The organism is Streptomyces sp. NBC_00285 (assembly GCF_036174265.1).
Taxonomy (GTDB): Bacteria; Actinomycetota; Actinomycetes; order Streptomycetales; family Streptomycetaceae; genus Streptomyces.
On record NZ_CP108055.1, the window covers coordinates 4,719,326 to 4,746,184 of the forward strand.

Sequence of the window (26,859 nt, forward strand, 5' to 3'; positions counted from 1 at the left end):
ACGGCGGCCACCGACGTGGACCCCGACGCCACTCCTACAGCCACCCCGACCTCACGAAGCTCAGCTCCGAGGAACCAGCTTAAAACGTTTCACTCACACGCGGCAGCTGTGAATTTCCGTCAAGACATTGACCGCCGCGACCCGGAACCCTAACCTCCGGGCAATCCCGTTGAAACCTTTCACGAGCCGAGGCCGCGCCATGTCCTGGGACCTGTCACGTCGAAGACTTCTCCACCTCGGTGGCGTCACGACCGCCTCGGTCATGCTGACCGGCCCCCGCGCCCTCGCGGCCGACGCGCCGGGCCCCGGCCTAGCCCCCGGCGAGCCGCTCGCGCCGACCGGAACGCTCACCGACCTGCTCCCGCAGGCACTGGGCACCACCGCGGGACAGCAGCCCCGGTTCACCTGGCAGGTCCCCGACTCCGGCGCCGGCACCCTCCAGCGGGCCTACCAGCTCCAGGTGGCGGCCACCCCGGGCGGCTTCGAGCGCGGCCGGCTCGTCTGGGACTCGGGGCGGCGGAAGTCCGCCGCCTCCGTCGCCGTACCGTACGAAGGGCCGTCGCTCCAGCCTCGTACCGCCTACTGGTGGCGGGTGGCGAGCTGGGGCGAGAAGCGGTCCGCGTGGTCGGAGCCCACCCTGCTGGCCACCTCGGTCGAGGACCAGTGGGAGGCCGAGCCGATCTGGGTGCCGGCCGGGCCGGTGATGACCGACGGCACGCTCACCGCGCGCGTGAAGATCACCACCGTGGCCGCCGGAGTGTGGTTCCGGGCCACGAACACCTCCAACAACTACCTGTGGCAGCTGCGCACCGGCAGCCCCGGCGTCCTGCGCAAGCATGTCTGCGTCAACGGCACCTACACCGTCCTCGGCGAGGTCAAGCTGCCGTCCGCCGTCACCGCCGGCGAGTGGCTGGACCTCACGGTCACCATGGCGGGCTCCACCTTCACCACCACCGTGAACAGCACCACCGTCGACACCACGACCGACTCCCGCTACGCCTCCGGCAACATCGGCCTGCGCAACGGCCTCACCGAGTCGCAGGTATACGACCGGGTCACGTTCACCGCCGCCGACGGGACCGTCCTCCTCGACGACGACTTCACCTCCGACAAGGGCACCTTCGCGGCCGGCACCGTCTCCGGCGGCACGCTCGCCTTCCCCACCGGCGCCTCCTCGCTCTCCTCCTACGGCGCCGACGACACCTGGGCGCTGCTGCGGCACGAGTACGCCACGGACGCGGGCAAGAAGGTGGCCGCGGCGGTCCTGTATGTCGCCGCCACCTCGCCGGACCCGGCCCGCCAGTACGTGGCCAAGGTGTGGAGCAACGGCTCGGTGGTCGGGTACGCGTCGGTGCGGTCGGGCACCGGGACGGCGTACCAGGCGTTCGACCTCACCTCCACCCTTCAGGACACCAACGCGCTGGCCGCCCTGTGCTGGACCACCTCGGAACAGAGGTTCCTGGCCCAGCTGGAGATCACGTACACCGACGGCAGCCGTACGACCGTCTCCTCGGGGGACCACTGGAAGGCGCGCCGCCAGGCCGGGCTGCTGCCGTCGAAGGGCAGCGCGGGCAGCAGCTACTACAGCGCCCCGCAGGAGTACTGGGACCTGCGCCAGGAGCCCGTCGGCTGGACTCTGCCCGGCTTCGACGACGGCGACTGGCTCACCCCGGTCGTCCGTACGGCGATCAGCTCCCTCGTGCCCGCCCCGATCGAGCCCGTACGACTGCACGACGTCACGCCGGCCTCCGTCACGAAGGTCGCCGACGGCCGCTGGCTGGTGGACCTCGGCCGGGAGATCGTCGGCGGGCTGGCGCTGGCGGTCACGGGCAGCGCGGGCGACACCGTCGAGGTACGCCTCGGCGAGGAGCTGAACTCCGACGGCACGGTCAAGTACCAGCTGCGCGCCACCAACACCTACCGCGAGGTGTGGACCCTGCGCGACGGCGAACAGCGCTTCGAGCACTGGGGTTACCGCGGCTTCCGCTGGGCGGAGTTGCGGACCTCGCTGGATCTGTCGGGGGCCGTGGTCACCGGGCGGGCGTGGAAGCTCGACTGGGACTCCGAGGAGGTGTCCTTCCACAGTTCCGACCCCGCGCTGGACCGGGTCTGGGAGCTGTGCCGCTACTCCATCGAGGCCACCCGCGGCGACCTCTACCAGGACACGCCGACCCGGGAGCGCGGCCCCTACGAGGGCGACGCGCTGATCAACCAGCTCTCCGAGTACGGCGTCCAGCGCTCCTACGCGCTGGCCCGCTGGTCCAACGACTACCTGGTCCGCAAGGGCACCTGGCCCACCGAGTACCGGCTGATGTGCGCGCTGTCCGCATGGGAGGACTACCTCGCCACCGGCGACGACCGCCAACTCGCCAAGGACTACGACCTGTTGGCCGCGAAGAACCTCACCTCCCACCTGGACTCCCGGGGCCTGGTGAAAAAGGCGCCGGGCAGCAGCAGCCAGGACCTGGGCGACCTCGTCGACTGGCCGGTCGCGAGCCGCGACGGATACGTCTTCACCAACGTCAACACCGTCGTCAACGCCTTCCAGTACGCGGCCTTCGACGCGCTCGCCAAGTGCGCCGAGGCACTGGACAGGTCCACCGACGCGACGGCTCTGCGCACGCGCGCCGACACTCTCGCCGCCGCCATGCGGGCCACGCTGCTCGACAGCACGGCGGGGGCGTTCCTCGACGGCGAGGGCACCACCCACAGCGCCCAGCACGCCACCGCCTTCCCGGTCGCGCTCGGCATCGCGGACGCCCTGGACGCCGACGTACGGACCCGGCTCGGCGACACCCTGGCCGCGGGCGGCATGCGGGTGAGTGTGTACGGGGCGCAGTTCCTCCTCGACGCCCTCTTCCGGCTCGGCCGCGCCGACGCCGCGCTCGCGCTGCTCACCTCGACGGCCACCAACTCGTGGCTGCACATGCTGGATTCACTGCAGGCCACCATCGTGACGGAGGCCTGGGATCCCGCGCTGAAGTCCAACACGACGTTCTCCCACGCCTGGGCGTCCGCCCCGGCCAACGCGATCCCCCGGCACGTGCTCGGCGTCCAGGTGAGCACCCCGGGCGCGGCGGAGTTCCTGATCCGCCCGAGGACCGGCGCCCTGACGGAGGCGGCGGGGACGGTGCCGTCGGTGCGCGGCCCGGTGAAGGTCGCCGTACGGCGCTCGGACACCGCCCACACGACACAGGTGACGGTGCCGCCGAACTCCCGGGCGGTGCTGGAGGTGGAGATCGGTGCCGCGGACCAGGCGAAGTACCGGGTGACGGCACCCGGTGGTGGCCGGGTGCCGGTCAAGGTGGTCAGCGACCTCACCGGGACGGTGCTGCGGATCGGGCCCGTGGGGTCCGGCACAACGAAGGTGGAACGCACGCGTCCCTGACGGCGGAGCCCCGGGTTCCAGCCCGGGGCCGGCTTCAAAAGACCGTAGGAGCACGGGTATTGACGGTCGTGGTCCGCGCCTCCTACGGTCCCTCCGACATCACGAACGCCGTTCGGTATATCGATCGGATGTGGTGAAGAGCCGCTCCCTCCCTCCACCCGACAAGGACGAGCCGCACCCATGCCCTTCCTGCCCGCCGCGCGCCGCTCCCTGCCGATCCCGCTCACCGCCGCAACGCCGGCAACCGGTCGACGACCGCGTCAGCACCGGTGACGGTGCGGTGCCGGTGCAGTGCCGGTGCCGGCCGATCGATGTTCGTGGACGAAGCAGGCGGGCGCTGCCGCGTGCCGCGTGTCCGACCTCTTGAGCACGTTCCCCTCGACCTGTTGAGCACGGTTCCCTCCACCCCGTGAGCCGGGCTCCCGACCCCTTGAGCCAGGCTCCCGACCCCTTGAGCCGGGCTCCCGACTCCGGCACTCCCCTCCCCCGACCGCTTGAGCACGCCCCGACAGGAGACCCGCATGCCGCACACCTTCACCCGAAGACTCGCCACCCGCATCCTGGCCCTCGCACTCGGCCTGACCGGCTGGGCGGCCCTGGGCAGCCATGAGCCGTCGGCATCCCTGGCCGCCGAACCGGCCGCGGTCAGCACCACCCAGGCGGCCGTGACCCCGCCGTCGATGGGCTGGGCGTCCTGGAACAGCTTCGCCAGCAGCATCGACTCCGACGTCATCAAGCAGCAGACCGACGCACTGGTCTCCTCGGGCATGGCGGCCGCCGGCTACAACTACGTCAACCTGGACGACGGCTGGTGGCAGGGCGACCGCAACTCCGACGGGTCCATAGCCGTCGACGCGGACCTGTGGCCGAGCGGCATGAAGGCCGTCGCCGACTACATCCACAGCAAGGGCCTGAAGGCCGGCATCTACACCGACGCCGGCAAGCAGGGCTGCGGCTACTACTACCCCACCACCCGGGCCGCCGCCCCCAACACCGGTATGGAGGGCCACTACCAGCAGGACCTGGAGACCTTCCAGCGCTGGGGCTTCGACTACGTCAAGATCGACTGGTGCGGCGGCCAGGTGGAGGGCCTGGACCCGGAGACCCAGTACAAGCAGATCGCCGCCGCGAACGAGGCCGCGACCGCCGCAACCGGGCACAAGCTCGTCCTCTCCTTCTGCGAGTGGGGCACCGGACTGCCCTGGAACTGGGCGACCGGCTACGGCGACCTGTGGCGCACCAGCACCGACGTCATCCTGTGGGGCCAGACCGCCACCACGGCCAAGATGCTCACCAACTTCGACCGGGCCCTGCACCCGGCCGCCCAGCACACCGGCTACTACAACGACCCCGACATGCTGATGACCGGCATGAGCGGCCTGACCGCCGCCCAGAACCGCCTCCACATGGGCCTGTGGGCGATCTCCGGCGCCCCGCTGCTGGCCGGCAACAACCTGGCCACGATGAGCACCACCACCCGGGACATCCTCACCAACCGCGAAATGATCGCCATCGACCAGGACCCGCGAGGACTCCAGGGCGTCAAGGTCGCCGAGGACAGCCGGAATCTGCAGGTCTACGGCAAGGTCCTCGCCGGCACGGGCAAGCGCGCGGTCCTGCTCCTCAACCGCACCTCGTCGGCCGCGTCCATGACGGTCCGCTGGGCCGACCTCGGTCTCACCTCGGCCACCGCGTCCGTGCGCAACGTGTGGACGGGCACCAACGCCGGCTCCTCCACCACCGGGTACACGACGAGCGTCCCCGCGGGCGACGCCGTCCTGTTGACCGTCTCCGGCACGGAGGCCGCCGGCGCGACGTACGAGGACACGACCACGGCCACCACCCCGTCCTTCACCGGCGTGACCACGTCGGCCGCGGGCACCGAACTGGTGGACATCACCTACGCCAACGACGCGACCACGGCCCGCAAGGCCACCGTCCAGGTCAACGGCCAGTACGCCTCCGTCGTCTCCTTCCCGCCCACCGGCTCGGCGACCACCTACCGGACGGTCTCCGTGCTGGTCCACCTGGCCAAGGGCACGAACACGGTGCGCTTCGCCGCCGTCTCCGGCGCCACGGCCCCCGACATCGACGCGATCCGCGTCCAGAGCATCCCGGGAACGAACGGCACCGCACTGGTCGGCACCGCCTCCGGCCGCTGCGTGGACCTCGCCAAGAACACCATCACCGACGCCACCCAGGCGCAGCTGTGGGACTGCGGAGGCGGCCAGAACGAGACCTTCACGCACACCACGCGCGGGGAACTCGTCGTCTACGGCAACAAGTGCCTCGACGCCGACAACAGCGGCACCACGAACGGCACGAAGGTCATCATCTGGGACTGCACCGGCGGCACCAACCAGAAGTGGACCCTCAACACCGACGGCACCGTCACCAACGACCTCTCGGGCCTCTGCCTGGACGCCACGGAGGCAGCGACCGCCAACGGCACCAAGCTCATCCTGTGGACCTGCAACGGCCAGACCAACCAGAAGTGGACCACCGCCTGAGGCACCACCCAACCCGGAAGAACACCGAGGGCCGAATCAGCTACGCTGTCAGACGTCGCTGGCCTTCGTAGCTCAGGGGATAGAGCACCGCTCTCCTAAAGCGGGTGTCGCAGGTTCGAATCCTGCCGGGGGCACCAGCCAAAAGGCCCCGGACCGATCATGGTCCGGGGCCTTTGACATCCACTTTTGACATCAACGGGTACGGTCACGGACGACCGGGACGCCTCTTGAGCAGCCGATCCATGTGACTGATGGCCTTCCGCTGGGTGTCCTGCACGACGTGCGTGTACACGTCCATGGTGATGCTGATCTGGCTGTGCCCGAGGATCTCCATCACGACGCGGGGAGCCACCCCGGCAGCGGTGAGGAGGGTGGCGCACCCGTGCCGGGCATCGTGCAGCCGGATCACGCGGAGGCCGGCGGACTGGGCGACCCGGGTGAAGGAGCGGTACACGTTGCGCGGCTCGACCGGGCGGCCGTTCCGGGTGGCGAAGACGTAGCCGCCGTCATCCCACGACTCCCCCGCACGCTGCTTGGCAGCCACCTGCCGCATCCGGTGCCAGCGCAGCGGAGCGATGCACATGGCCGGGAGCGGAAGGGCACGGTTGCGGCGGTTCTTGGTGTCGTCGTCATAGAGGACCCCACTCCGTCGCTGCGTCTGCTGGCGGACGTACAGGACGCGCTTGTCCAGGTCCACGTCGTTCCAGCGCAACCCGACGAGTTCACCCCGGCGCAGCCCCATGGCGATGGCGAGAACGAAGGCCGCGTACAACGGGTCCTTCCGGGAGGCGGCGAGGAAGTCCAAGGTCTCGTCGAGCGTCCAGGGACTCAGCTCGCGCGAGGAGGCCCGGGGCGGCTCGACAAGGCCCGCAACGTTCCGTGCAATCAGCTCTTCCCGGCAGGCAGCGGACAGGGCCGTACGCAGCACCCGGTGCGATTCTTTGGCCGTGGCCGCTGTCGTCCTGTTCTCCAGCTGGGTCAGGAAGCGCCGGACGTCGACGACACCGAGGGATTCGAGCCGCTTGGATCCGAGCATGGGCACGGGCATCCTTCGACGCCTACACGGCACCCCAGGCCGACCGCTGGGTTGCTGTCGCACTCCGCACCATCTCGCCGGCCTGCGACCCGGAAGCATCCCAGCAGGCATGGCAGTGGCTGTATGACGGCCGCATCAAAACACGACGAGCCCTCCTACGCTCCGACCCCTGCACCGTGTCAGTCAACTTCTTCACCACCCGTATCACCTGGACAATCCGCCCCGTGGTCTTCCTACCGCTGGCACACCGGCAGGGCTCCCAACTTCCGGCGTGTGCGTACGACTACAAGCCCCTCCAGCACAGCCATCAGCCGTGACGTCCTCCATTAGCGTGGCCCTATGGCAGACACGGGGAAGGCCACGCGGAGGCCCAGACAGCTGAACGAGCTGGAAGATATGTACGACTTCCTGGACGAAGTCAGGCGTCGTCCGGGCATGTGGGTGCGAGGCCGGTCGCTCCTGCACCTGGAGTCCATGCTGATGGGTTACACAGCGGCCCTTGGCGTCCATGGCATCAACGAGAACTGCAACCTTCGCGCCGGGAGCCAAGGGCCATTCGCTCAGTGGCTGTGGAACCGCCTAGGCATGGCATACCCCAGCTCGCTGGGTTGGGCGGTCGAGATCGAGCGCAGGGCAGAGCAGACCGACGTGCCTGCCATAGAAATGTTCTTCGATCTCCTGGACGAGTTCCGAGGCACTGCCCACCAGAGCCAGGACGATGCCAAGCCCAAAAGGCACTGACCGAGGAAGACCCAACAAGCCCACACACCCGACTGAGTTACAACTTTCTCTACTGGTTCAAGGCGGCTCGCTCCGCTCCCCGCGCGCCTCCCGGCCCCCGGCCGGGCCTGCGCTCCTGTCTCCGCCCCGCTCCAGCCCGGCCGGGGGCCGTGCCGCGCACACAGCATGCAGCCGCCTGATGCCAGAGAAGGGGTACGTCGTGGCTGGGGCGGTCGACTCCACTGCTTTACGGAGCCACTTTGGCGCGAGCCTCGAAGATCATGGCCCCAACGTCGTGCTTTACCGGGCAGGTCCACAGACCGCCCGACGCGCCGCAAGCTTACGGGGCCATGATCACTCGCGCCTAAGCCGCTCCGCCGACCTTATCTGATAGGCGCCTCTGCCATCATACGGGCCTGACTAGATCCTCTGCTTGAAGTACACCTGGAGGAAGTAGACGAACCGTAAGCCTATCTTCTTCGTAATCAATCAGGCTTTCCTTATGAGCTGGACGGAGAACATCTCTCCTAAAGCGCGCAACATTAGGATGCTCCAGCCATTTAACGAGATCACTCTCCCGCACTGGGCCATTTTCACTTAGGAGCAGAAGAAGTGTTTTCTGCTTCCAGGTCAGCCCGGGGCTTAGAACTCTTTTCCTGCTTCCCTCAGCCCAAACTTGAGGAACCTCGCGCTCTACTAGGCTCTCAACCAGCGAGGACGCCTGCTCGACAGTGAGGTCGTGGAAAACCCTCACAAGTTCACCCATGAGCCACTTGCTCATATAAAGGACTGCTGTCGCATCCATCAGATTCGGGTCGATGTCCCCACCAGCGTGGCCGACACCGCGATTGTTTCGAATCTCATAGAGGGCCAGGAGCATGCGAGGAATCTGGACTTTGATTGACCGCGACACAGAGGAAGGTCTCTGCTCAAGCTCACGACAAGCACGGACCATGTCACGGGGTTTCGATGAACGCTCCGCATAATGACCGTCAGCGTACCCCGTAATGGCAGTGTAAATTCCCTCGCAAAGCTTTCCACCATTCAACTCCGCCGGCTCCCACCGATGCTCTCGATAGTTGCTTACGATTCGGTTGAAGGCGTTAACGATGTCGTCCCGTAGTCCGTCTGGTAGAGCCGTAAGGGCTTCGCCGGGTGTCACGTTGAAACTCAGCTCGCAATCAGCCCCTGGACGTAAACCAATCCTTCATGCGTCAGCTTGTAAAGCTTGCGCGCCTGACGAGAGTTCCCGGTCTTTCGCAGCTGAATGACTCGCGCAGGCTTCTTGTCTTGATTGCCCTTGAGAGAGTCCGTGACGTTCTTCAGGGCGTGCCCGAGGTTCTTCAACTCCTTGTTCAGATCTGCCGACTGGAAGGAGGGGTCCCCTTGAATTGCCTGGAACCAGTATCCAGCTACGAGAGCCCTGTCAACGTCAGTCTTGGGAGCTGCGGCGTGGAACAGTTCGGCGAAATGCTCGAATTTTGGCGCCTCGGCAGAGATCTCCTCGTCGCTGACTTCGCCGGCCTTCTCCTCAACCTCACTCGCGCCCTTGGCTCCGTTTCTAGCAGCTGGGCTGCTGAGCACTACGCCATAGCGCTCAGCAGCCCAGCGCAGCACTCTCCCTTGGGCACCCTCTTCAAGATCGTTAAGGGCGCCAGTAATCGCGGACATTGCACCGATCTCTGGATCGCTCATTCGCTCCCCTCCCGGAACCTACATCTACATCACGTCCACGGTCACCACACAGGCACCGTGCAGTGATCGAAATGCTAGTAGCGCGCACCCGATCAGGCCCTAGCGATTACCGATCCGCTCATTGATCGAATACGCTCAACTAACTCCGCCTGCGCTCATGGACGCAGAGCAAAGCCTCTCAGAGTGCACCTAGATCTCACGCGGCGCAATGGGAACATATTTGCGATTTTCTGCCGAGCTTCCCAGTTGATCCGCCAGTGCCGCGGTCGCCCTGGTAGACGGCTCGGACAGCGCGGCTGAGGTGGTATGGGTACACCTCGCGGGGCCCCTTTTGGCAGGTTCCGTCTCTTGAGCGTCAGGTGCGACGCCGCCAGCGGTGGACGCTGACATCGAAGACGATCAGCAGGGCAACCGGAATGGTGATCCGGCTTCCCTGCGTCGGCCAAATCGGCTCGCCCTGCTTGAGACCATCTGCCAGGGCCAGCCGTGGCCTCGACCGACTGGTGGCTCGACACCTAGCGCGCCACGTGCGAGAATCGCACGCATGGCTGACATCGACGCACGCATGCTTGGTGAGCGCATCAGAGATGCCCGCAAGCGCGTAGACATGAGCCAGGAAGACCTCGGCCGGGCTGTGGGCCTTGAGCGCACAATGGTGAACAAGGTCGAAGCAGGCATTCGCAGGGTCACGGCGCTAGAGCTGTCCGACATTGCTGCTGCGCTTGGCGTTCGCATGTCCACATTCTTTGAGGAGCCTACTCCAGCACTTGTCTCTCACAGGTCAAGTCAAGGCGTAGATACCGTCGACTCGCAGATCGATGCGCTACTCGCAAAACTGGCCAGCGAGGTCGAGTTCATCGCCAAGTTGGAAGGCCGTGAGCTAGGCCTTGAGGCTGCCGACGTAGTCGCGCAAGCTGGGATCACCCCGCCGTCGTCTAACGCCGAAGCCGAGGAACTTGCCGTGAGCGCACGTGCGCTCATGCGACTTTCGGCAGACGAACCGATCTACCAACTCTCCGACAAGGCTGCCAGCATCGGGCTCCTGGCGTTCTCTCGTGACATTGGCAAGGACACTGCTGACGCAGGGACGATCTTGTTGCGTCGCGGAGGCGTCAGTCTCGTAAACAGTCACATGAAAGTAGGCCGCCGACGGCTTGCGCTTGCGCACGAAATCGGTCACTACCTGGTTTCGGATGAATACACGGTTGACTGGCGAGTGGCCGCACATTCTGATAGCGCCGTCCCGATGGAGTCACGTCTTGACCGTTTTGCACGCGCGCTATTGCTACCCAAGGATGTGGTCAGCAGTGAATGGCAAGAGAAGGTCGATCTGCACGAAGAGCGCGGTGCGGCAATTCAGTTGGCCAGTAAATTTCGCGTCGACATGGCTACTCTAGCTACGCGACTGAATGAACTAGGTCTCGCAGACAGTGACACAATCGCTTCAGTACGCGGGTTTCGCACAACCCAGGCCGACATGGTTGAGATGAACATCTATGTCCCCCTCGCGGAACTAGACGGGACAACGATGCCCAGAAATTTTGCGCGTGCAGTTTTGCAACTCGTACGCGACGAGAGAATTAGTCGCGACCGTGCCCTCGAGCTGCTTCAAGGGACTTTCGACGAGACGGATCTGCCGCCCATTCGAGTGCGACGGCCCGATGAAATCTGGAACTTCGTATCGTGACAATTCCCGACGACGCTTTGGTTTTTGACACCGGACCGTTGCGGCATTTTGCCACAGAAGGCTGGCTCGCTGTTCTGCGATTTCTCGCAGGAGAGCGAAGAGTGTACATTCCTGACAGCGTTGAACGCGAACTCAATGACGCCTTTAATCTTGTGCCAGCTGTACGCCAGGCACTCGAGGCTGAATGGATCAGCGTTTATCGATCAACATCCTTTGAGTACGCAGAAGCATTCTCCCAGTATCGCGACCGACTCGTCGTGGACGGTAAAAATATTGGCGAATGCGGAGTTCTCGCTATGGGAAAAATCTACGGTTGCGAACTCGTGCTAGATGACGCCACGCCACGCCAGATCGCGGAAGAAGAAGGGCTGAAGGTCACAGCGACCGTACCGATGCTATGTGAGGCGATTCGCGCACAGAAACTTACGACGGTGATGGTCGAACAGCTTGCCGATAATCTCTTGGAGGGCGACTACTACTTGCCTTTTGGTCCAGGAGGTTTTCGTCGACACGTTCTGGAAAATGGGCTTCTGGATTACGAAGACCTCTGAAAATACCTTCCGTAATGCAAATTGCGGCGGCGCGCCTTACGAAGATCGAGCGGGCATTTGACTCGACCCGAACTCCACATGCGGGGCAGTCATCCGTGGCCGTCCGTAGCCCACTTGCCGAAGTGCTGCAAGACGAGGGCCCCGACGTGTCGCGCCTCAGGCCATCGAGGAGTTGGCACGCAAGATCTCTGGCGGCACCGACGGTATGAGTGTCTAACTGCGTGACAACGCCGACGAACGACGGCGAACATGCGCGAACGTCTGCGGACCATCATCGCAGTTGAGAGCCGCACGGGCCCAAGGCGGCACCCCCACCCCAGTTACTTCGGGACGAAGAGGTCATCACCCAAGGCCTCACTTCAACGCTTCCGCCAGCGCGGCTCACTCTGGCCGACGGCATGACAGCCTCGCTGAGGCCGGCGGGGGTGCGGCGAGGCATACGCGCGTGTGGCCGATCGGCGCGCCCGCCGTCGTGGCTGACTGTCGTCGGCTGAGGCTCAGACACTCTGGGGGCCCAGCTCCACCGCAGGACGTTCGAGGCAAAGGGACCGTGCCATTCGTGTGCCAGATCCTACGGGGAACCACGGAGAACAGCGGGTACTTGCCCAGGGTGCGACCAGGATTCCACCGCTGCTCCGCCGCTGGTCAGCTCAGCAACCATCGCCAGAGACCCGAGCTTCCCAAGCTGAAGTCCCGTAAGGGCACCAAAGTTGGTGGCTCCGTCACTGATATCAACACGAACCTACGTCCGCGTGGCCGCTAGCATCGGATCATGACGTCATATCAGGCGGATGCCGCGTAGATCCCCGCACGAGGTGAGGGCCACCGTGCACGATGAGCGAAGCGATGATGCAGTGAGCACACTGCTCATCAGCGCATGTCCTGGCCTGCCAACGTGCGCTGCCGTTCACACGTACCTCTTCGTCGATGGGCTCGACGTGGTCACGCGCAGCGACAGCAGAATGGCCGGCCTCAGCCCGAGCCGACTTCTCCGCCCAGGAGGACCGCTCTATCCGACGGATATGCCGCGCACAGTGGATGTGGCAACCCAGGAGCAGCCCCAGGGCCCCGGCAAAGTTGATCACGCTGCCAGGAGCAGGTTGATGGGGCGGTCGGTGTCGCGGGCGTGATGCCGTAGGGCGGCGGCGATGTTGCGGTGTCCGTCCAGACGGAGCAGGGTGATCGCGGTGTTGCGTAGGCCCGCCATGACACGGGGTGCGTTGCCGGTGCGGATCTGGGAGCGGTCCTCGTCGAAGGTGACATCGCGGACCCAGTGCAGGCGATTTTCGATCTCCCAGTGCGACTGCACCCATGCGGCCAGGATCACAGGCGGTGCGGTGGCGGCGTCCGCGCTGGTGACCAGGTAGACGATCTCGACGGTCCGTCGGCCCTTCCTGGTGACGGTGCGCCGCAGCTGGGCGACCTGCATGGCTCCGCTGAACTCGACCCATGCCGGCACGTCGACGGTCTTGATCGTGCGGGTGGCACGACGTCCGTGTCCCCGAACCGTCTTGGTGACGGCGGGTATCGAAGCCCAGGGAAGCGTCTTGAGCTGCGCATACAACGACTTCTGATTGGCCTTCACGGTCAGCACGTAGTCACCACCGGCCCCGGTCACCAGGGTCGCGGTGTCGTGCTGAGTGTGCAGCGCGTCCATCGTGACGACCACGCCGTCCAGGTCGAGGAGCTGAAGCAGCTCCCGGGCAGCGGGGATCTCGTTGCTCTTCTCACCCACCGCGACCTGGCCGAGCACCGCCCCGGACCCATGAGCGAGGGCAGCGACGAGGTGCGGGGCCGAAGAACCGGCGCCGCGTGCGCCGCGGAGCGTCTTGCCGTCGATCGCGATCACCCTGCGGCCCTCGACGAGTGCTGTCCTGGCCAGTGCCCAGGCACCCAGCGCCGCGTCGAGACGGTCCGCGTCGAGGCGGGCGAACAGGCGCCGCAGCGTCGACTCATCCACCCGGCCCCGCTCCAGGCCCAACCGTTCCAGCGCGGCACTTCCTGCGTCCCGGGCCCACTCCCCGATCGCCGTGAACCCCCGTGCCCCGGCCAGTACCGCGCACACCGCCACCGCGATCAGAGCGCCCACCGGATGCCGCACACCGCGCCGACGGCGCGGATCAGGTATCCCGGCGAGCAGTTCGGCCAGGAGCTCATGATCCGGGACGGGCGTGCGAACAGGCGCGGGAATGAGAGACGATGACATGGCGCGGGCGTGATCCCCAGGTCGGACGGTAAGGCGTAGGAACCTCCATCCAACCGGACCGGAACACGCCCGCGCACCTCTTCTATCTGCAAAACCCCACGTCACAGGGCTACAGAACAACTTTGCCGGGGCCCTGGGAGCAGCCCGAGCCAGGGCCGGGCGGGCTGACCATCCAGGTCAGGCTCCGGGGCCAGACGGTCATCTGGTCAGACCTGATGTACCCGGGCCCTGATGGCAGGCCCATCGAGGAGATTCGCTTCCGCCTGGAGCAGTACCTGGGTGAAGTCGAGCGAGCATACGCGGTGTTGAAAGACGGCCTGTAGCGGCAGTACGGCAACGCCCGAATCAGTTTCCGTCTCATTCAGCAGCGTTCAACGCCATTCAGACCAGACCGAAGCCGGTAGCCGCGCCCACAGTCGAACGCCCATGAACGCAGGTGAACGGCCCCGTCCGAAGGCGCAAGCCCAACCACCACAGTTGGAAAGCGTGTGGGCGATCAAGTCCATCCTCGTTGCGCCTCGGTTGCTCTACAGCTGGCGAGGGTCCTGTCCGAGGATGACCGGGTCTTCGGCTCGCAGCCGAAACGCTGCGTACACGCCCAGGCTCTTGCGCGCCGCGATGTAGTACTCGTCGCGCTTCTCCTGAAACTGTCTGAACGCCCGCGTCCAGTCTTCCGCCGTACCGGAGCGCATCTCACGAACGAACTGCTCCAGGACCCACGCATGGCGTTGCAGCGTCCTTGCTGCCGAGATGGTCTCGGCGTCTCCCATGAGGAGGACCGCCTCGAAGGCGTACCCACGCTCCAGTTCAGCCTCAGCCAAGCGCTCCAAGCCGACGTCCTGGGCAAGTGGTTGGGGCAAGTCGAAGAGCCCTTTACCTGCTGCCAGGCGGCCGGCCACCGACGTGAACCTCTTGATGGAGTCGGCGTATCGGAGGTAAGCCTCCAAACGGCGTTCGTCCCACCTCGTTGAGAGTTGGCGGCTCCACCGTGCCCTCTCCATCAACGCTCCGCCGACGTAGGAAGCAGCTGCGCCGACGAGCACACCCATCAAGGTGAACAGCTCTCCTGACATGTGCCCCTGCCGATCAGATAGACGCTAGTGGGGACAGTACTGACCCGACTGCCCCTGCGGAAAGATCGATCTCCACCGGTCGGTACGCAGCCAACAGGAACGACAGAGGACTCGGCCAAGACCGGCAACCTGGTGACAACGTGCCCTGAGCACTGCACCACAAGCGCACCAGATCGAGCGGGGAACAGCGGGGAATCACGGTGAAAGCGGCCGGTCGGGCAGAGGCCGCGAACCGGCCGCTTGAGCAGGCCAGCGTCGGCAACAGGTCCTCGATGCCCGCAGCTTCCCAAGCTGATGGCCCGACAGCTCAGTACGGCCGACGAATCTCGTCCTCCTCCAACGCAGCCTCGTACCGCGCCAACAGAGCATCCAGGTCGGCCAGAAGAAGGCCGGCGGAGTCCCGAGCTTCATCCAGGTCGCCTCGCTCGCATGCCTCCGCCACCTCGGCCACGGCACCGCGCAGGATGCGAAGGGAGTCGCCCTGCACCAGGACCCCGGGGAACCGCCTGCCGGGCATGCGCACCACGGCGCCGTTACCACCATCTGTGAACAGCTCCGCCTCAATACGCTCCATCGGCCCATCCATTCTGACATCACCAGCTGACATCAACGACGTTGGACTCCCGCGGCCTTGAGTGACCGCCCATGCTCCGCCGGCAGTACTGCGAGGGCGGTATGGGAGCCGCGGGATCGAACTCCTAAAGCGGGTGTCGCAGGTTCGAATCCTGCCGGGGGCACACGGCTAAGGGCCAGTTCAGAGGCTTGATCCTCTCGAACTGGCCCTTTGCCATGATCACGGCCGTGCCAGAAATGCCACTACGATGCCACGTCGCCATCGCCCCGTTCCTTGCGGATCATCGAGCCAAGCCGATCGGCGATCTCCCGGTCACGGCCGCTGACCACGTGCTGATAGATCAAGCCCCGGCTCTGGCTGCGCCCGCGCTCCTGCCTTCGGCCCGCTCGGCGCTGCCGCCGCCGACGCGCGCCCACATGTAGATAGGGCCGGTAGCCATGAGTCGATCACCGTATAGAGCGGCCGGCCGTCAAGACGATGCCTCCGGCGGGGGATCAGCCGACACCGGGATGGAGGGGGCGCCGTACGCGACCGCGGGTCCGTAGTGGCGTGCGCGGGGAGCTTCCATCCCGTCCACCATCGACCCAGGCAGAGCCGAGCAGACGCGGCCCATGGCGTCCAGGTCGTTCGTGCAGTGGCGCGCTCCACCTGGACGACATGAACCACGAGCGCAGCAGTCCCTGTCCAGACCGCTTCAGTGATGTTGGGCGGTTGTGCGTCGGCGGAAACACCTGGCCACGCGTATCGGAGAACCCTCCAGAGAAAGTGGTGCACACCGCTTCGATCGCAATGGTGTGCACCCACCCGGCGTCCTGCATTTCAGGCCCGCACTCCATGTGCAGGAGGTATCCGCCGATGCACATCACTCGGGTAGTAACATGTACTACATGGAGACCACGGCCCGCGAGTTCAACCAGAAGTCCTCCCAGATCCTCGCCGCAGCAGCCCGCGGCGAGACCGTCACCGTCACCAAGAACGGCACCCCCGTCGCACGGGTCGTACCGATAAACGACACCGAGGTGCCCCCGTACCCAACCGACGCTATGGGCGACCTGGCCCTCCCCGACCTCGGCCTGCCCGACCTCACCGACGACGAGATCGAGAACACCCTCAAGGGGATGGGCGCGTGAGCCTGGTCGCCGTCGCCGACACCAACGGCCTGTACCGCCTGCTCGACTCGAAACTCACCGGCCACCAGGAACACAAGAAGGCCCTGGCAGCAGCCAGCCACCTCATCATCTCTCCCATGGTCCTGGCCGAACTGGACTACCTGATCTCAACCCGTGCCGGAGCCCAGAAGGCCCTGATCGCGGCGCGCTTCATCGAACGTAACGTCGCAACCCGACGCTTCGAGGTGCCCTCCGTCAGCACTCACCTGAGCGCGGCGATCGCGGTCGCCGAAAGCTACGCGGACGCCGATGGCGGCAAGGGCATCGGCCTCAACGACGCCATGAACGTCGCCCTCGCCGCCGCCTACCGCACCGACGCCGTGCTCACCACCGACCACCGCTTCCGCATGGTGCGGCCCCTGACCGGCCACCCGGCATTCCGGCTCCTGCCCGAAGATCTGTAGTCACGGCGGCCTTGCCTGCCCGGGGACGCCCGCTCACCGCGTCACGTGGTGCCGTCCCGGAGCGGTTCGATCAGCCTTGGACGTCCGGCCGAAGGGTGGCATGTCCCACACCACGTCACCTTCCGATTCTGGTTCCTGCCATTCCAGAAGGTCATCGTCGACGACGGGCTCCCACTCTCCCCAGATCTCAAAGAGTCCGTCGCGTCTCAATGCGTGCGCGCGGGAGTTGCACCTGCACAACTCGCTCTGGTCGGGATCTCCCTCTCACCCACCCTCGCGGATCATGACCCCGAGCCGATCGGCGGCCTTGGCGATCACCCGACACTCCTCGGGCCTGGCGGTCATCGGGATACGAAACAGCCCCCTCGGAGTGATCTCCAAGGGGGCTGTTTCGTATCTGCGGGGGACGGAAAGCGGGGCGCCCTCGCCCTCTTGCTCAGGCCTGGAGGGCCTGGAGGGCCTGGGCGTCTGCGTCTGCATCTGTGCTGGTGAGATCTCGACGACCCCAACAGGCCTCAGCAGCCCGCAGCGAGCCGGGGGCGGCGGCCGATGCTCAGCACCGGTTCTTCCGCCGTCCCGGCTCCTCCGCGACCCGGCTTCAACCGATCAGTACTGCTCGGTCTCCACGAAACCCGCGTCCGCGTTGTCGTCGGCGCCGAAGGCGTCGGCGGCGGCCGTGGGGTCGAATCCGGGCGGGCTGTCCTTGAGGCCAAGGCCCAGGCCGGCCAGCTTCGCCTTGACCTCGTCGATGGACTTCGAACCGAAGTTGCGGATGTCCAGGAGGTCGGCCTCGGAGCGTGAAAGGAGCTCGCCCACGGAGTGGACGCCCTCACGCTTGAGGCAGTTGTAGGAGCGGACCGTGAGCTCCAGCTCCTCGATCGGCAGCGCGAGGTCAGCGGCAAGGGCGGCGTCCGTGGGGGACGGGCCCATGTCGATGCCCTCGGCGTCGATGTTCAGCTCACGGGCGAGACCGAACAGCTCGACCAGCGTCTTGCCCGCGGAGGCCATGGCGTCACGCGGACGCATCGCCTGCTTGGTCTCGACGTCGACGATCAGCTTGTCGAAGTCGGTGCGCTGCTCGACACGCGTGGCCTCGACCTTGTACGTGACCTTGAGCACCGGGCTGTAGATGGAGTCGACCGGAATACGGCCGATCTCCTGGCCCACCTGCTTGTTCTGCACGGCGGAGACATAACCGCGGCCACGCTCGACCGTCAGTTCCATCTCCAGCTTGCCCTTGCCGTTGAGCGTGGCAAGAACCAGATCGGGGTTGTGCACCTCGACACCGGCCGGAGGCGCGATGTCGGCGGCGGTGACCAGACCCGGACCCTGCTTGCGCAGGTACATCACCACGGGCTCGTCGTGCTCCGAGGAGACGACCAGCTGCTTGATGTTGAGGATCAGGTCGGTGACGTCCTCCTTGACGCCCGGCACGGTGGTGAACTCATGCAGGACACCGTCGACCCGGATGCTCGTGACAGCAGCACCGGGAATCGACGACAGGAGGGTACGGCGGAGGGAGTTGCCGAGGGTGTAACCGAATCCCGGCTCCAGCGGCTCGATCACGAACCGGGAACGGAACTCGTCGACGACCTCTTCGGTCAACGAGGGACGCTGAGCGATCAGCACGAGGTATTGCCCTTCAGTGTTTGGCGCCCGCTATGTGACGCCGTAGACATCACAAAGGGTACGGGCGGTTGGACCCCCGCCGAGGCCGAACCGCCCGACCTCCACCCCGGCACAGTCTCCGGAGGCCCGGTTGCGCCGCACCCGCCCGCGGTCTCCGTGCGGCCCAGGGGCACTGCTTGCGGGCGCTTCCGCCCCCGTGGCGCGGACCGGATCCTCCTGCCCGTTGGGTCACGGCCGGACTGGGTCTATGGTCGGAATCACAGGCCCAGGGCGAGGAGGACGGCCGGTGATGCCGCAGGACGAGGCCGTGATCGGCTGCATGGGGAAGGTGCTCATCGGAACCCGCGGATCCGCGGGGCCCGGCGAGATCCTGGTGCGGGTCAGAGGCGGCTCGGAGACCTTCCTCGCCTGGTCGGAAAACCCGCTGTCAGCAGGCGCGACGGTGCTCGTGATCGAATCACGAGGATGCCGCGAGGTCGGCGTCATCGAGTGGGTGGATCCATTGGACGCGCTCGGCGACGACACCGCCGACGCCGACTGAGGAGTACAGGCATGTTCGGATACCGCGTCCCCGCCCCCGACGAGGCGATGTTGATCTCGGGAGGCAGGCGGGGACTGGGGGGCGCTCCGTTTCGAGTGGTGACGGGGCACGGCAAGTTCGTGCTCCCGGTCTTTCGCAAGGTCCGGTTCCTCACCCTGTCCATGTGTGAGTCCGAGGTGACCGAGACCTGTGTGACCAGGCAGGGCATCGCGTTGCACGTCCGTGCGGTCATCGCTTTCAAGGTCGGCAACGATCACGAGAGCATCATCAACGCAGGTCAGCGGTTTCTCTCCGACCAGGACCAGATGTCGGTGCTCACCGGCCGGATCTTCGCCGGCCATCTGCGGGCCATCATCGGCTCGATGACGGTCGAGGAGATCGTCACCGAGCGGCAGAAGCTCGCCGCGGAGGTCCTGGACACCTCGAAGACCGAGATGGCGAAGATCGGCCTGACCGTCGACTCCCTTCAGATCCAGTCGATCGACGACGGCGACACCGGCTACATCGACGCGATGTCCGCGCCGCACAAGGCGGCCATCCAGCGGCAGGCCCAGATCGCCCAGGCGCAGGCCACTCAGGCCTCGGTCGAGGCGGAGCAGGCGGCGGCCCGCAACCAGGCCGAATACGCCCGGCAGACCGCCATCGTCAGGGCCGAGTACTCGGCCGAGGTGGACCGCGCCCAGGCGAAGGCCGCGCAGGCCGGGCCGCTGGCGCAGGCGGACGCCCAGCAGGAGGTGCTCGCCGCCCAGACGGAGCTGGCCCTGCGCCAGGCCAAGCTGCGCCAGCAGCAGCTGGTGGCCGAGATCGTGAAGCCCGCCGAGGCCGAGGCGGAGCGGATCAGGATCCTCGCGGCCGCCGATGCGCAGCGGATGAAGATCCAGGCGGAGGCGGCGGCCTCGTACGACCGGGTCGCACTCGACCGGATGCTGATCGACCAGCTCCCGCAGATCGTCAAGGAGGCCGCGGGCGGCCTCGCGGGTGCCAACGTCAACGTCCTCAACGGCGCGGACGGGCTCGGCGAGATCGCCGCGGGCCTGGTGTCGCAGGGGCTGACGATCCTCGACTCGGTCCGGCAGAACCTGGGCGGACAGGACTCCGACGGCCGCCGCCCCGACGGCCGCCCCGGGGCGAGCGAGGACAGCAGCCTGCTCCAACTGCCTTCCGGCGAGGAGCAGAAGCCGAAGAACGGTCGGGTGGACGTCGACTAGGGGTGCCAACAGGCCTGCTCACGTGGGGAGTTCATCCATCACCCTTGGGCGGGGGCTCGCGGCAGGGGCCGTGGGAGCGGGCGGGCGCGTACAGGCCTGTACCGCCGCGGCCCGGCACGTCCGGTCCCTCACGTGCCCCCTGCTCCGGTCGGGACCGACCATCTCTCTCCCTGGAGTCCGGAAATCTGTCCTGGCGGCAGTAGACATTGGCCGGTGATGTGGTTATGGTTTCTCTTGTAGCCGAGATCGAGCAAGGCCCGGCAGACACGAACTGCCGGCCAGAAGTACCAGTGAGTGCAGTTCGCAGGACGGTGTGGTGGTGGAGTTCCGAAGCCAGGGTTGGTGCAGGACGGCGACGGGACTGACGACCGCACCGGGTGACCCGCAGCGATCAGGGGTCGCCACCAGCAGTGCGGTTCAGCGGTTCCTCGGTAAAGGCGTCGGCTGCGGGCGCGCGTGCCGGGAGGTTCGACAGTGGGGTTCCAAGCCGGAGCAGATGCAGGACGGGCGACGGGGCTGGCTGCCGAAGAGTGGCGCTGTGACAGGCCACAAGCAGTTCGCAACACAGCAGTACGCAATACGCAGTACCAGCAGGTCGCAACACCAGCAGTACGCAGTTCCCGCAAGGTAAATCAGCTCAGCCAGAGGGAAAGAACGGAGGATCCAGGCACCATCAGGATCGCCCGGGCGAGCATCTTGGGCCCGGGTACCGCAGGACATCGATAGTGAGGTGGTCTCCGGTCGAGCAACCGCGATCCCCGCAACCCCGACAGCTCTCAGGTCGGGCCCGCGGAAACAGAAGGCCGGCGCAGTACCAGGGCCGGCAGATGGTGTAGCAGTTTCCTTCGGGGCCCTGGTGCCATACGGCACCGGGGCCCCTCCACGCGTTCCACAGAGAGGTGCGATGACAGCAGACGACTCGTTCGGGCGTCTTGACGACGACGACTACCCCGCCTACACCATGGGCCGGGCCGCCGAGTTGCTCGGCACCACGCAGGGCTTCCTCCGGGCCATCGGCGAAGCCCGCCTCATCACGCCGCTCCGCTCCGCGGGTGGCCACCGCCGCTACTCCCGCTACCAGTTGCGCATCGCCGCCCGTGCTCGCGCGCTCGTCGACCAGGGCACTCCCATCGAGGCGGCCTGCCGCATCGTCATCCTCGAGGACCAACTCGAGGACGCCCAGCGCATCAACGCCGAATACCGTCGCGCCGCCGAAGCGTCCCGACCGCCCGCCGCCTGAGGGCACGCGTGGTCACGGTCCGGGAGCCCCTCGCCCACGTCTTCGGCGTGGGCGTTCTGCTGCGCCGTGCCGTGCCGCTCGGAGAACAGACGGTCGCGCCTGCTGACCACCCCCGGAATAATCGCGCTCTTCTGAGCACTTAACGGCGCCCGCGCTCCTGAAACGCTGCGGTCCGAGTGGGCCAATATCTATGGCCGCCAGGTGAGAGTTTGACACGTCACGCGGAAAGTGTTTTTGCCGCAATCGACGGGGTAAAGGAATTTATCGCCCTCGGGCCATCGCCTCGTGCTACTGTCGATCTCAGTTGCAGTTGTGGTTCCCAAAAACTTCAAGCGCCTTCGCCGGTTTTTTCAGTCGCCGGCGGCGTTTTCGTACAGCCGGTCATTTTCCGGACGGGGCATCATCGCGGCGACCCGGTAACCGTGCATCGCGGGTCCCGGCGTACTGCCCAAGAGGAGATATGACATGGCGTCAGGCACAGTGAAGTGGTTCAACGCGGCCAAGGGTTTCGGCTTCATCGAGCAGGATGGTGGGGGCGCCGACGTGTTCGCCCACTTCTCGAACATCGCCGCCCAGGGCTTCCGCGAGCTGGTCGAAGGCCAGAAGGTCACCTTCGACATCGCGTCGGGCCAGAAGGGCCCGACGGCCGAGAACATCGTCCTCGCCTGACGCTGACGCACACTTCGCAGCTGGGGCCCGCATCCCTCGGGGTGCGGGCCCCAGCTGCGGACATTTCCCGCAGTGGTGTGACCTGTGGGACGGGAAGCGCCCACACCCCCTCCAGGGGCACGCGCCCCGTCCAGGGCACAACCGGTGGACGTCCGACGTCCGGGATTTCACGTCCATCAGGGCGTCAGAAATTCCGTCGATGCAATCCACGCCCGATCCACTGCACTTCCCAGATTCCTTTTCACATTCCATTCGGTCCGTTCTTGAGATTCCCCGCGCTGCTTCCGCTGCGGGAATTCCTTGATACGTGCCGTATCAAGGAAGGTTCTCGATGAACTCCGCACGTACGAATGACCGCTCTTCCCGCCGCAACCGTGGCGACGGCACCGCTTTCGGCGCCGGTTCGAATCGGGGCAGCCGTTTCGGATCGTCCACCCCGAGCCGTTCTGGGGGTTCGAGCCGCTCAGGGGGCCCGAGCCGTTCCGGCGGCTACGGCCGGCGGCCCGCAGCGGTCCAGGGTGAGTTCGCCCTGCCGGAGACGATCACTCCTGCCCTGCCCGCGGTCGAGGCGTTCGCCGACCTCGACATGCCCAAGCAGTTGCTGGCCGCGCTGACCGCGCAGGGTGTGAGCGTCCCGTTCCCGATCCAGGGCGCGACCCTGCCCAACACCCTCGCGGGCCGCGACGCCCTGGGCCGCGGGCGCACCGGTTCCGGCAAGACCCTCGCCTTCGGCCTGGCCCTGCTGGCCCGGACCGCCGGACAGCGCGCCGAGCCCCGCCAGCCGCTGGCCCTGGTGCTCGTGCCGACGCGTGAGCTGGCCCAGCAGGTGACCGACGCGCTCACCCCCTACGCCCGCTCGGTGCAGCTGCGTCTCGCCACGGTCGTGGGAGGCATGTCGATCGGCAAGCAGGCCAACGCGCTGCGCACCGGAGCCGAGGTCGTCGTCGCCACGCCGGGACGGCTCAAGGACCTCATCGACCGCGGTGACTGCCGGCTGAACCAGGTCGCGATCACCGTCCTCGACGAGGCCGACCAGATGGCCGACATGGGCTTCATGCCCCAGGTCACCGCGCTCCTGGACCAGGTCCGCCCCGAGGGTCAGCGGATGCTCTTCTCCGCCACCCTCGACCGCAACGTCGACCGCCTGGTCCGCCGCTACCTCACCGACCCGGTCGTCCACTCCGTCGACCCGTCCGCGGGTGCGGTCAGCACGATGGAGCACCACGTACTGCACGTCCACGGCGCGGACAAGCACTGGACGACGACGCAGATCGCGGCGCGTGAGGGCCGGGTGATCATGTTCCTGGACACCAAGCACGCCGTCGACCGGCTGACGCAGGACCTGCTGAACAGCGGTGTCCGGGCCGCCGCCCTGCACGGCGGCAAGTCGCAGCCGCAGCGCACCCGCACCCTGACCCAGTTCAAGACCGGGCACGTCACCGTGCTCGTGGCCACGAACGTCGCCGCCCGCGGCATCCACGTCGACAACCTCGACCTGGTCGTCAACGTCGACCCGCCGACCGACCACAAGGACTACCTGCACCGCGGTGGACGTACCGCGCGCGCCGGCGAGTCCGGCAGGGTCGTCACCCTGGTCACCCCCAACCAGCGCCGTGACATGAGCCGCCTCATGAACGACGCCGGCATCGTGCCCGAGACCACCCAGATCCGCACCGGCGAAGAGGCGCTCGGCCTGATCACCGGAGCCCAGACGCCCTCCGGTATTCCCGTGACGATCACCGCGCCGGTCGCCGAACGGCGTGAGCGCAGTACGTCATCGTCACGCGGCCGTCGCAGCCCCGCGTCGGCTGCCCGGCGCAGGACCGGACGGCAGTCGTCGTTCAACGCGGCGGCGTAATTACTTCGTGTTCAGGTTGAGGAAACTGGCCCACCTCTGCAGGAGGCACGTTTTGACGATCGTTCAGATGCAGCCCCGCTCCTCTGGTGCCGCTCGCGTACCCAGGACGGTGGCCGACGCCATGCAGACCGCCGGACCGCAGGTCTGCGACGACATGACCGTCGAGGTGGCCCTGTCCGTCATGGCGAGCGCCCGCACCGGGCACCTGCTCGTCTGCGACAACGACGGCGCGTGCACCGGGCTCCTCACCCGGGACCGGCTCACCGCGGTCCGTGACAGCGCCGTGTACACGGACCGGGTCCAGCTGCGGGACATCCTCGTCGACCCGGGGCCCTTCGCCTCCCCCTTGACTACCATGGCCGAAGCCGAGCAGGCGATGCGTCACCTTCTGCTCGACGCCCTGCCCGTGGTCGACGAACACGGCAACGCCCTGGGTGTCCTCGCCCTGACCAGCTGAACCATCCACACCGCGGCAGAACCATTCCCTCGTTCTTCTCCCTGTGAGGCATCATGCGCTGCGTCATCGCCCGCTTCCCCTTCGACCTCACCAAGCACGGCGTCCTGGAATCCATGAAGGGCGTCAAGCCCGAGGAGGTCGTCGGGGCGTCCGTGATCGTCGGCCGTCGCACCTACCCCGCCAAGCAGGTCGGGCAGGTCGTCACACGCCAGGACCGCCGCGACTTCAGCGCCGCCGAAGTCCTCCGGGCCATGGCCCAACTCGGCTTCACCTGCCGCGACGTCACCCCGGCCGCCGCACCCACGCTCGCGCTGAGCCCGCTCCAAGAGGCTTCCGCGATGCTCGGGACCCCCGCGGCCGTCTGACCGACAGGACAGGCAGGCGCGAGCCGCCACCGCCGTTGTCGAAGCAGCACTGATGGTCCGACCGGAATGCTCCGGTCGGACCATCAGTGCGTACGAGGGGTTCCTCACCGCGGCGTTGCGCGCAGTCCGGCCTGGAAACGGGAGTCCGCGTCGAGGACGAGGAGCGGCCTCCGACTTCCGTGGGCAGTCAACCGGAATTCAACCTGTCGGAAACATTGACTCACTCACGCCCCAAATCTATCTTTCGGTCGAAACTCCGTACGTCGTTCCATATATCGAACCATGTCGGCCCGGGAACAGGCCGCTGAAGGAGACCCGCCGTGGACCGCATCCGCAGCAGCTCGACCAGCCGACGCACGCTCCTCAAGGCCTGCACGGCCCTGGTCGTCGCCGTGACCGTGCCGACCGTCGTCGGCACCCCCGCGTTCGCCGCCGTCCCGGCTTCCCCGGCCGTCACCTTCACCAACCCGATCGCCGAGCAGCGCGCCGACCCGCACATCTACAAGCACACCGACGGCTACTACTACTTCACCGCCACGGTCCCCGCGTACGACCGGATCGTGCTGCGCCGCGCCACCACGCTCCAGGGCCTGGCGACCGCCTCCGAGACGACCATCTGGTCCAAGCACGCCAGCGGTGACATGGGCGCCCACATCTGGGCTCCGGAGATCCATTTCATCGACGGCAAGTGGTACGTGTACTTCGCGGCCGGCGCCTCCAACGACATCTGGAAGATCCGCCCGTGGGTCCTGGAGTCCTCGTCCGCCAACCCGATCACCGGGACCTGGACCGAGAAGGGCCGTATCGCGCTGCCCCTGGACACCTTCTCGCTCGACGCGACGACCTTCGTGGTGAACGGCACCCGCTATCTGAGCTGGGCGCAGAACGACCCGGCCGTCGGCGACGGCACCAACATCTACCTCGCGAAGATGTCCAACCCCTGGACGATCAGCGGCACTCCGGCAATGATCTCCCGGCCCACGCTGTCCTGGGAGGTCATCGGGCACACGGTGAACGAGGGGCCCTCCGTCATCCAGCGGGGCGGCAAGATCTTCCTGGCCTTCTCGGCGAGCGCCACCGACGCCAACTACTGCCTGGGGCTGCTGACCGCGTCCGCCTCCGCCGATCTGCTCAACCCGGCCTCCTGGACGAAGAGTCCGCAGCCGGTGTTCACGAGCAACGCCTCGACCGGGCAGTACGGGCCGGGCCACAACACCTTCACGGTCTCCGAGGACGGCACGTCCGACGTCCTCGTCTACCACGACCGCAACTACCGGGACATCAGCGGCGATCCGCTCAACGACCCCAACCGGCGCACCCGTTACCAGAAGCTGTACTGGAACGCCGACGGCACCCCGAACTTCGGCATCCCGGTCTCCGACGGTGTCACCCCGGTGCGCTTCTCGTCGTTCAACTACCCGGACCGGTACATCCGGCACTGGGAGTACCGGGCGAAGACCGAGGCGAACGTCACCAACCTCGCCGACTCGCAGTTCCGGATCGTCACCGGGCTGACCGGCTCCGGGACGGTCTCGCTGGAGTCGGCGAACTTCCCCGGCTACTACCTCCGGCACAAGAACTACGAGCTGTGGGTGGAGAAGAACGACGGCACGGCCACCTTCCTGGCCGACGCCTCCTTCACCCGGCGGGCGGGCCTCGCCGACCCGGCCGGGGTGTCCTTCGAGTCGTACAACTTCCCGGGCCGTTTCATCCGGCACTACAACAGCCTGCTTCAGCTCCAGCCGCTCAGCACCTCCCTGGACCAGCAGGACGCGACGTACTACGCCGAGTAGAGCCCGGATCGGACAGGCCGGACACGTCGGACACCTCAGGGCGGGTTCCGGCTGCCGAACCGCAGGGATTTCCGCCGGCCACCGGC

General features: G+C 66.6%; 22 protein-coding genes, 1 tRNA gene and 1 pseudogene. 17 read left to right on the top strand and 7 right to left on the bottom strand.

The genetic code is table 11. The features are described 5' to 3' along the window. Positions 1-262: 262 nt before the first annotated feature. The 3 genes from OHT57_RS21690 (at position 263) to OHT57_RS21700 (ending at position 6,035) form a co-directional block, all read left to right on the top strand. Complete coding sequence (locus tag OHT57_RS21690; RefSeq protein WP_328748129.1) at positions 263-3,388, top strand: family 78 glycoside hydrolase catalytic domain; 3,126 nt, start codon at positions 263-265, stop codon at positions 3,386-3,388. A gap of 521 nt (positions 3,389-3,909) precedes the next feature. Further along, positions 3,910-5,898, top strand: a complete 1,989-nt coding sequence (locus tag OHT57_RS21695) for a ricin-type beta-trefoil lectin domain protein (RefSeq protein ID WP_328748130.1) — start codon at positions 3,910-3,912, stop codon at positions 5,896-5,898. 61 nt (positions 5,899-5,959) lie between these two features. Next, positions 5,960-6,035, top strand: a tRNA-Arg gene (locus tag OHT57_RS21700). A 68-nt stretch (positions 6,036-6,103) separates the two neighbouring features. On the opposite strand, the pseudogene OHT57_RS21705 reads toward OHT57_RS21700, so the two are convergent. Then, positions 6,104-6,940: pseudogene (locus tag OHT57_RS21705) on the bottom strand (tyrosine-type recombinase/integrase); the annotation flags it as partial. Between OHT57_RS21705 and OHT57_RS21710 the strand changes: the two are divergent. Both OHT57_RS21710 and OHT57_RS21715 read left to right on the top strand, forming a co-directional pair. Continuing rightward, positions 6,910-7,251 (top strand): hypothetical protein, encoded by a 342-nt coding sequence (locus OHT57_RS21710; protein WP_328753280.1) that lies wholly within the window; start codon positions 6,910-6,912, stop codon positions 7,249-7,251. The pseudogene OHT57_RS21705 and the gene OHT57_RS21710 sit on opposite strands and share 31 nt — an antisense overlap. A gap of 22 nt (positions 7,252-7,273) precedes the next feature. Next, positions 7,274-7,675: a hypothetical protein gene (locus OHT57_RS21715; protein ID WP_328748131.1), complete on the top strand. Its 402-nt coding sequence runs from the start codon at positions 7,274-7,276 to the stop codon at positions 7,673-7,675. Between the two features lie 385 nt (positions 7,676-8,060). Here OHT57_RS21715 and OHT57_RS21720 read toward each other — a convergent pair whose 3' ends face one another. Together OHT57_RS21720 and OHT57_RS21725 are read right to left on the bottom strand one after the other, a co-directional pair. Next, positions 8,061-8,534, bottom strand: a complete 474-nt coding sequence (locus OHT57_RS21720; RefSeq protein ID WP_328748132.1) for a hypothetical protein — start codon at positions 8,532-8,534, stop codon at positions 8,061-8,063. Between the two features lie 290 nt (positions 8,535-8,824). Continuing rightward, positions 8,825-9,349, bottom strand: a complete 525-nt coding sequence (locus OHT57_RS21725) for a hypothetical protein (RefSeq protein ID WP_328748133.1) — start codon at positions 9,347-9,349, stop codon at positions 8,825-8,827. 544 nt (positions 9,350-9,893) lie between these two features. On the opposite strand from OHT57_RS21725, the gene OHT57_RS21730 reads away from it, so the two are divergent. Both OHT57_RS21730 and OHT57_RS21735 read left to right on the top strand, forming a co-directional pair. Next, entirely contained in the window at positions 9,894-11,036 is a 1,143-nt protein-coding gene (locus tag OHT57_RS21730; protein WP_328748134.1) for a helix-turn-helix domain-containing protein, read from the top strand. Continuing rightward, the gene (locus tag OHT57_RS21735; protein ID WP_328748135.1) at positions 11,033-11,587 is read left to right on the top strand and encodes a nucleotide-binding protein; all 555 of its coding nucleotides are present in this window, start codon (positions 11,033-11,035) and stop codon (positions 11,585-11,587) included. Before OHT57_RS21730 ends, OHT57_RS21735 begins: the two co-directional genes overlap by 4 nt. A 1,081-nt stretch (positions 11,588-12,668) precedes the next feature. Here OHT57_RS21735 and OHT57_RS21740 read toward each other — a convergent pair. From OHT57_RS21740 to OHT57_RS21750, 3 genes are all read right to left on the bottom strand, one after another. After that, positions 12,669-13,793, bottom strand: coding sequence for an ISAs1 family transposase (locus tag OHT57_RS21740; RefSeq protein ID WP_328748136.1), 1,125 nt, complete (start codon positions 13,791-13,793; stop codon positions 12,669-12,671). Between the two features lie 527 nt (positions 13,794-14,320). Further along, positions 14,321-14,866, bottom strand: coding sequence for a hypothetical protein (locus tag OHT57_RS21745; protein WP_328748137.1), 546 nt, complete (start codon positions 14,864-14,866; stop codon positions 14,321-14,323). 307 nt (positions 14,867-15,173) lie between these two features. Beyond that, positions 15,174-15,440, bottom strand: coding sequence for a DUF6959 family protein (locus OHT57_RS21750; protein ID WP_328748138.1), 267 nt, complete (start codon positions 15,438-15,440; stop codon positions 15,174-15,176). An 887-nt stretch (positions 15,441-16,327) separates the two neighbouring features. Between OHT57_RS21750 and OHT57_RS21755 the strand changes: the two genes are divergently transcribed. Both OHT57_RS21755 and OHT57_RS21760 read left to right on the top strand, forming a co-directional pair. Then, positions 16,328-16,570, top strand: coding sequence for a type II toxin-antitoxin system Phd/YefM family antitoxin (locus tag OHT57_RS21755; protein WP_328748139.1), 243 nt, complete (start codon positions 16,328-16,330; stop codon positions 16,568-16,570). Continuing rightward, complete coding sequence (locus tag OHT57_RS21760) at positions 16,567-17,013, top strand: PIN domain-containing protein (protein ID WP_328748140.1); 447 nt, start codon at positions 16,567-16,569, stop codon at positions 17,011-17,013. The genes OHT57_RS21755 and OHT57_RS21760 overlap by 4 nt, the downstream gene beginning before the upstream one ends. Positions 17,014-17,619: 606 nt before the next feature. Here OHT57_RS21760 and OHT57_RS21765 read toward each other — a convergent pair. Next, positions 17,620-18,642: a DNA-directed RNA polymerase subunit alpha gene (locus OHT57_RS21765; protein WP_328748141.1), complete on the bottom strand. Its 1,023-nt coding sequence runs from the start codon at positions 18,640-18,642 to the stop codon at positions 17,620-17,622. Between the two features lie 289 nt (positions 18,643-18,931). Here OHT57_RS21765 and OHT57_RS21770 point away from each other — a divergent pair, with 289 nt between their 5' ends. The 8 genes from OHT57_RS21770 (at position 18,932) to OHT57_RS21805 (ending at position 26,773) form a co-directional block, all read left to right on the top strand. Next, positions 18,932-19,183: a hypothetical protein gene (locus tag OHT57_RS21770; protein ID WP_328748142.1), complete on the top strand. Its 252-nt coding sequence runs from the start codon at positions 18,932-18,934 to the stop codon at positions 19,181-19,183. 11 nt (positions 19,184-19,194) lie between these two features. Further along, complete coding sequence (locus OHT57_RS21775) at positions 19,195-20,391, top strand: flotillin family protein (RefSeq protein WP_328748143.1); 1,197 nt, start codon at positions 19,195-19,197, stop codon at positions 20,389-20,391. A gap of 904 nt (positions 20,392-21,295) precedes the next feature. Continuing rightward, positions 21,296-21,631, top strand: a complete 336-nt coding sequence (locus OHT57_RS21780) for a MerR family transcriptional regulator (RefSeq protein WP_328748144.1) — start codon at positions 21,296-21,298, stop codon at positions 21,629-21,631. 465 nt (positions 21,632-22,096) lie between these two features. Then, positions 22,097-22,300 (top strand): cold-shock protein, encoded by a 204-nt coding sequence (locus OHT57_RS21785; protein ID WP_328748145.1) that lies wholly within the window; start codon positions 22,097-22,099, stop codon positions 22,298-22,300. A 331-nt stretch (positions 22,301-22,631) separates the two neighbouring features. Then, the gene (locus OHT57_RS21790) at positions 22,632-24,158 is read left to right on the top strand and encodes a DEAD/DEAH box helicase (protein WP_328748146.1); all 1,527 of its coding nucleotides are present in this window, start codon (positions 22,632-22,634) and stop codon (positions 24,156-24,158) included. A gap of 52 nt (positions 24,159-24,210) precedes the next feature. Beyond that, the gene (locus OHT57_RS21795) at positions 24,211-24,615 is read left to right on the top strand and encodes a CBS domain-containing protein (RefSeq protein WP_328748147.1); all 405 of its coding nucleotides are present in this window, start codon (positions 24,211-24,213) and stop codon (positions 24,613-24,615) included. 53 nt (positions 24,616-24,668) lie between these two features. Continuing rightward, positions 24,669-24,980, top strand: a complete 312-nt coding sequence (locus OHT57_RS21800) for an SCO5918 family protein (RefSeq protein WP_328748148.1) — start codon at positions 24,669-24,671, stop codon at positions 24,978-24,980. A 380-nt stretch (positions 24,981-25,360) separates the two neighbouring features. Beyond that, positions 25,361-26,773 (top strand): family 43 glycosylhydrolase, encoded by a 1,413-nt coding sequence (locus tag OHT57_RS21805; RefSeq protein WP_328753281.1) that lies wholly within the window; start codon positions 25,361-25,363, stop codon positions 26,771-26,773. Positions 26,774-26,859: the final 86 nt, after the last annotated feature.

What these genes read in the sequence shown, in the direction of transcription:
- OHT57_RS21690 (WP_328748129.1), top strand. Translation starts at nt 263, where the DNA reads ATGCTGACCGGCCCCCGCGCCCTCGCGGCCGACGCGCCGGGCCCCGGC.
- OHT57_RS21695 (WP_328748130.1), top strand. Translation starts at nt 3,910, where the DNA reads ATGCCGCACACCTTCACCCGAAGACTCGCCACCCGCATCCTGGCCCTC.
- OHT57_RS21715 (WP_328748131.1), top strand. Translation starts at nt 7,274, where the DNA reads ATGGCAGACACGGGGAAGGCCACGCGGAGGCCCAGACAGCTGAACGAG.
- OHT57_RS21720 (WP_328748132.1), bottom strand. Translation starts at nt 8,534, where the DNA reads ATGCTCCTGGCCCTCTATGAGATTCGAAACAATCGCGGTGTCGGCCAC.
- OHT57_RS21725 (WP_328748133.1), bottom strand. Translation starts at nt 9,349, where the DNA reads ATGAGCGATCCAGAGATCGGTGCAATGTCCGCGATTACTGGCGCCCTT.
- OHT57_RS21730 (WP_328748134.1), top strand. Translation starts at nt 9,894, where the DNA reads ATGGCTGACATCGACGCACGCATGCTTGGTGAGCGCATCAGAGATGCC.
- OHT57_RS21740 (WP_328748136.1), bottom strand. Translation starts at nt 13,793, where the DNA reads ATGTCATCGTCTCTCATTCCCGCGCCTGTTCGCACGCCCGTCCCGGAT.
- OHT57_RS21745 (WP_328748137.1), bottom strand. Translation starts at nt 14,866, where the DNA reads ATGTCAGGAGAGCTGTTCACCTTGATGGGTGTGCTCGTCGGCGCAGCT.
- OHT57_RS21750 (WP_328748138.1), bottom strand. Translation starts at nt 15,440, where the DNA reads ATGGAGCGTATTGAGGCGGAGCTGTTCACAGATGGTGGTAACGGCGCC.
- OHT57_RS21755 (WP_328748139.1), top strand. Translation starts at nt 16,328, where the DNA reads ATGGAGACCACGGCCCGCGAGTTCAACCAGAAGTCCTCCCAGATCCTC.
- OHT57_RS21770 (WP_328748142.1), top strand. Translation starts at nt 18,932, where the DNA reads ATGCCGCAGGACGAGGCCGTGATCGGCTGCATGGGGAAGGTGCTCATC.
- OHT57_RS21775 (WP_328748143.1), top strand. Translation starts at nt 19,195, where the DNA reads ATGTTCGGATACCGCGTCCCCGCCCCCGACGAGGCGATGTTGATCTCG.
- OHT57_RS21780 (WP_328748144.1), top strand. Translation starts at nt 21,296, where the DNA reads ATGACAGCAGACGACTCGTTCGGGCGTCTTGACGACGACGACTACCCC.
- OHT57_RS21785 (WP_328748145.1), top strand. Translation starts at nt 22,097, where the DNA reads ATGGCGTCAGGCACAGTGAAGTGGTTCAACGCGGCCAAGGGTTTCGGC.
- OHT57_RS21790 (WP_328748146.1), top strand. Translation starts at nt 22,632, where the DNA reads ATGAACTCCGCACGTACGAATGACCGCTCTTCCCGCCGCAACCGTGGC.
- OHT57_RS21800 (WP_328748148.1), top strand. Translation starts at nt 24,669, where the DNA reads ATGCGCTGCGTCATCGCCCGCTTCCCCTTCGACCTCACCAAGCACGGC.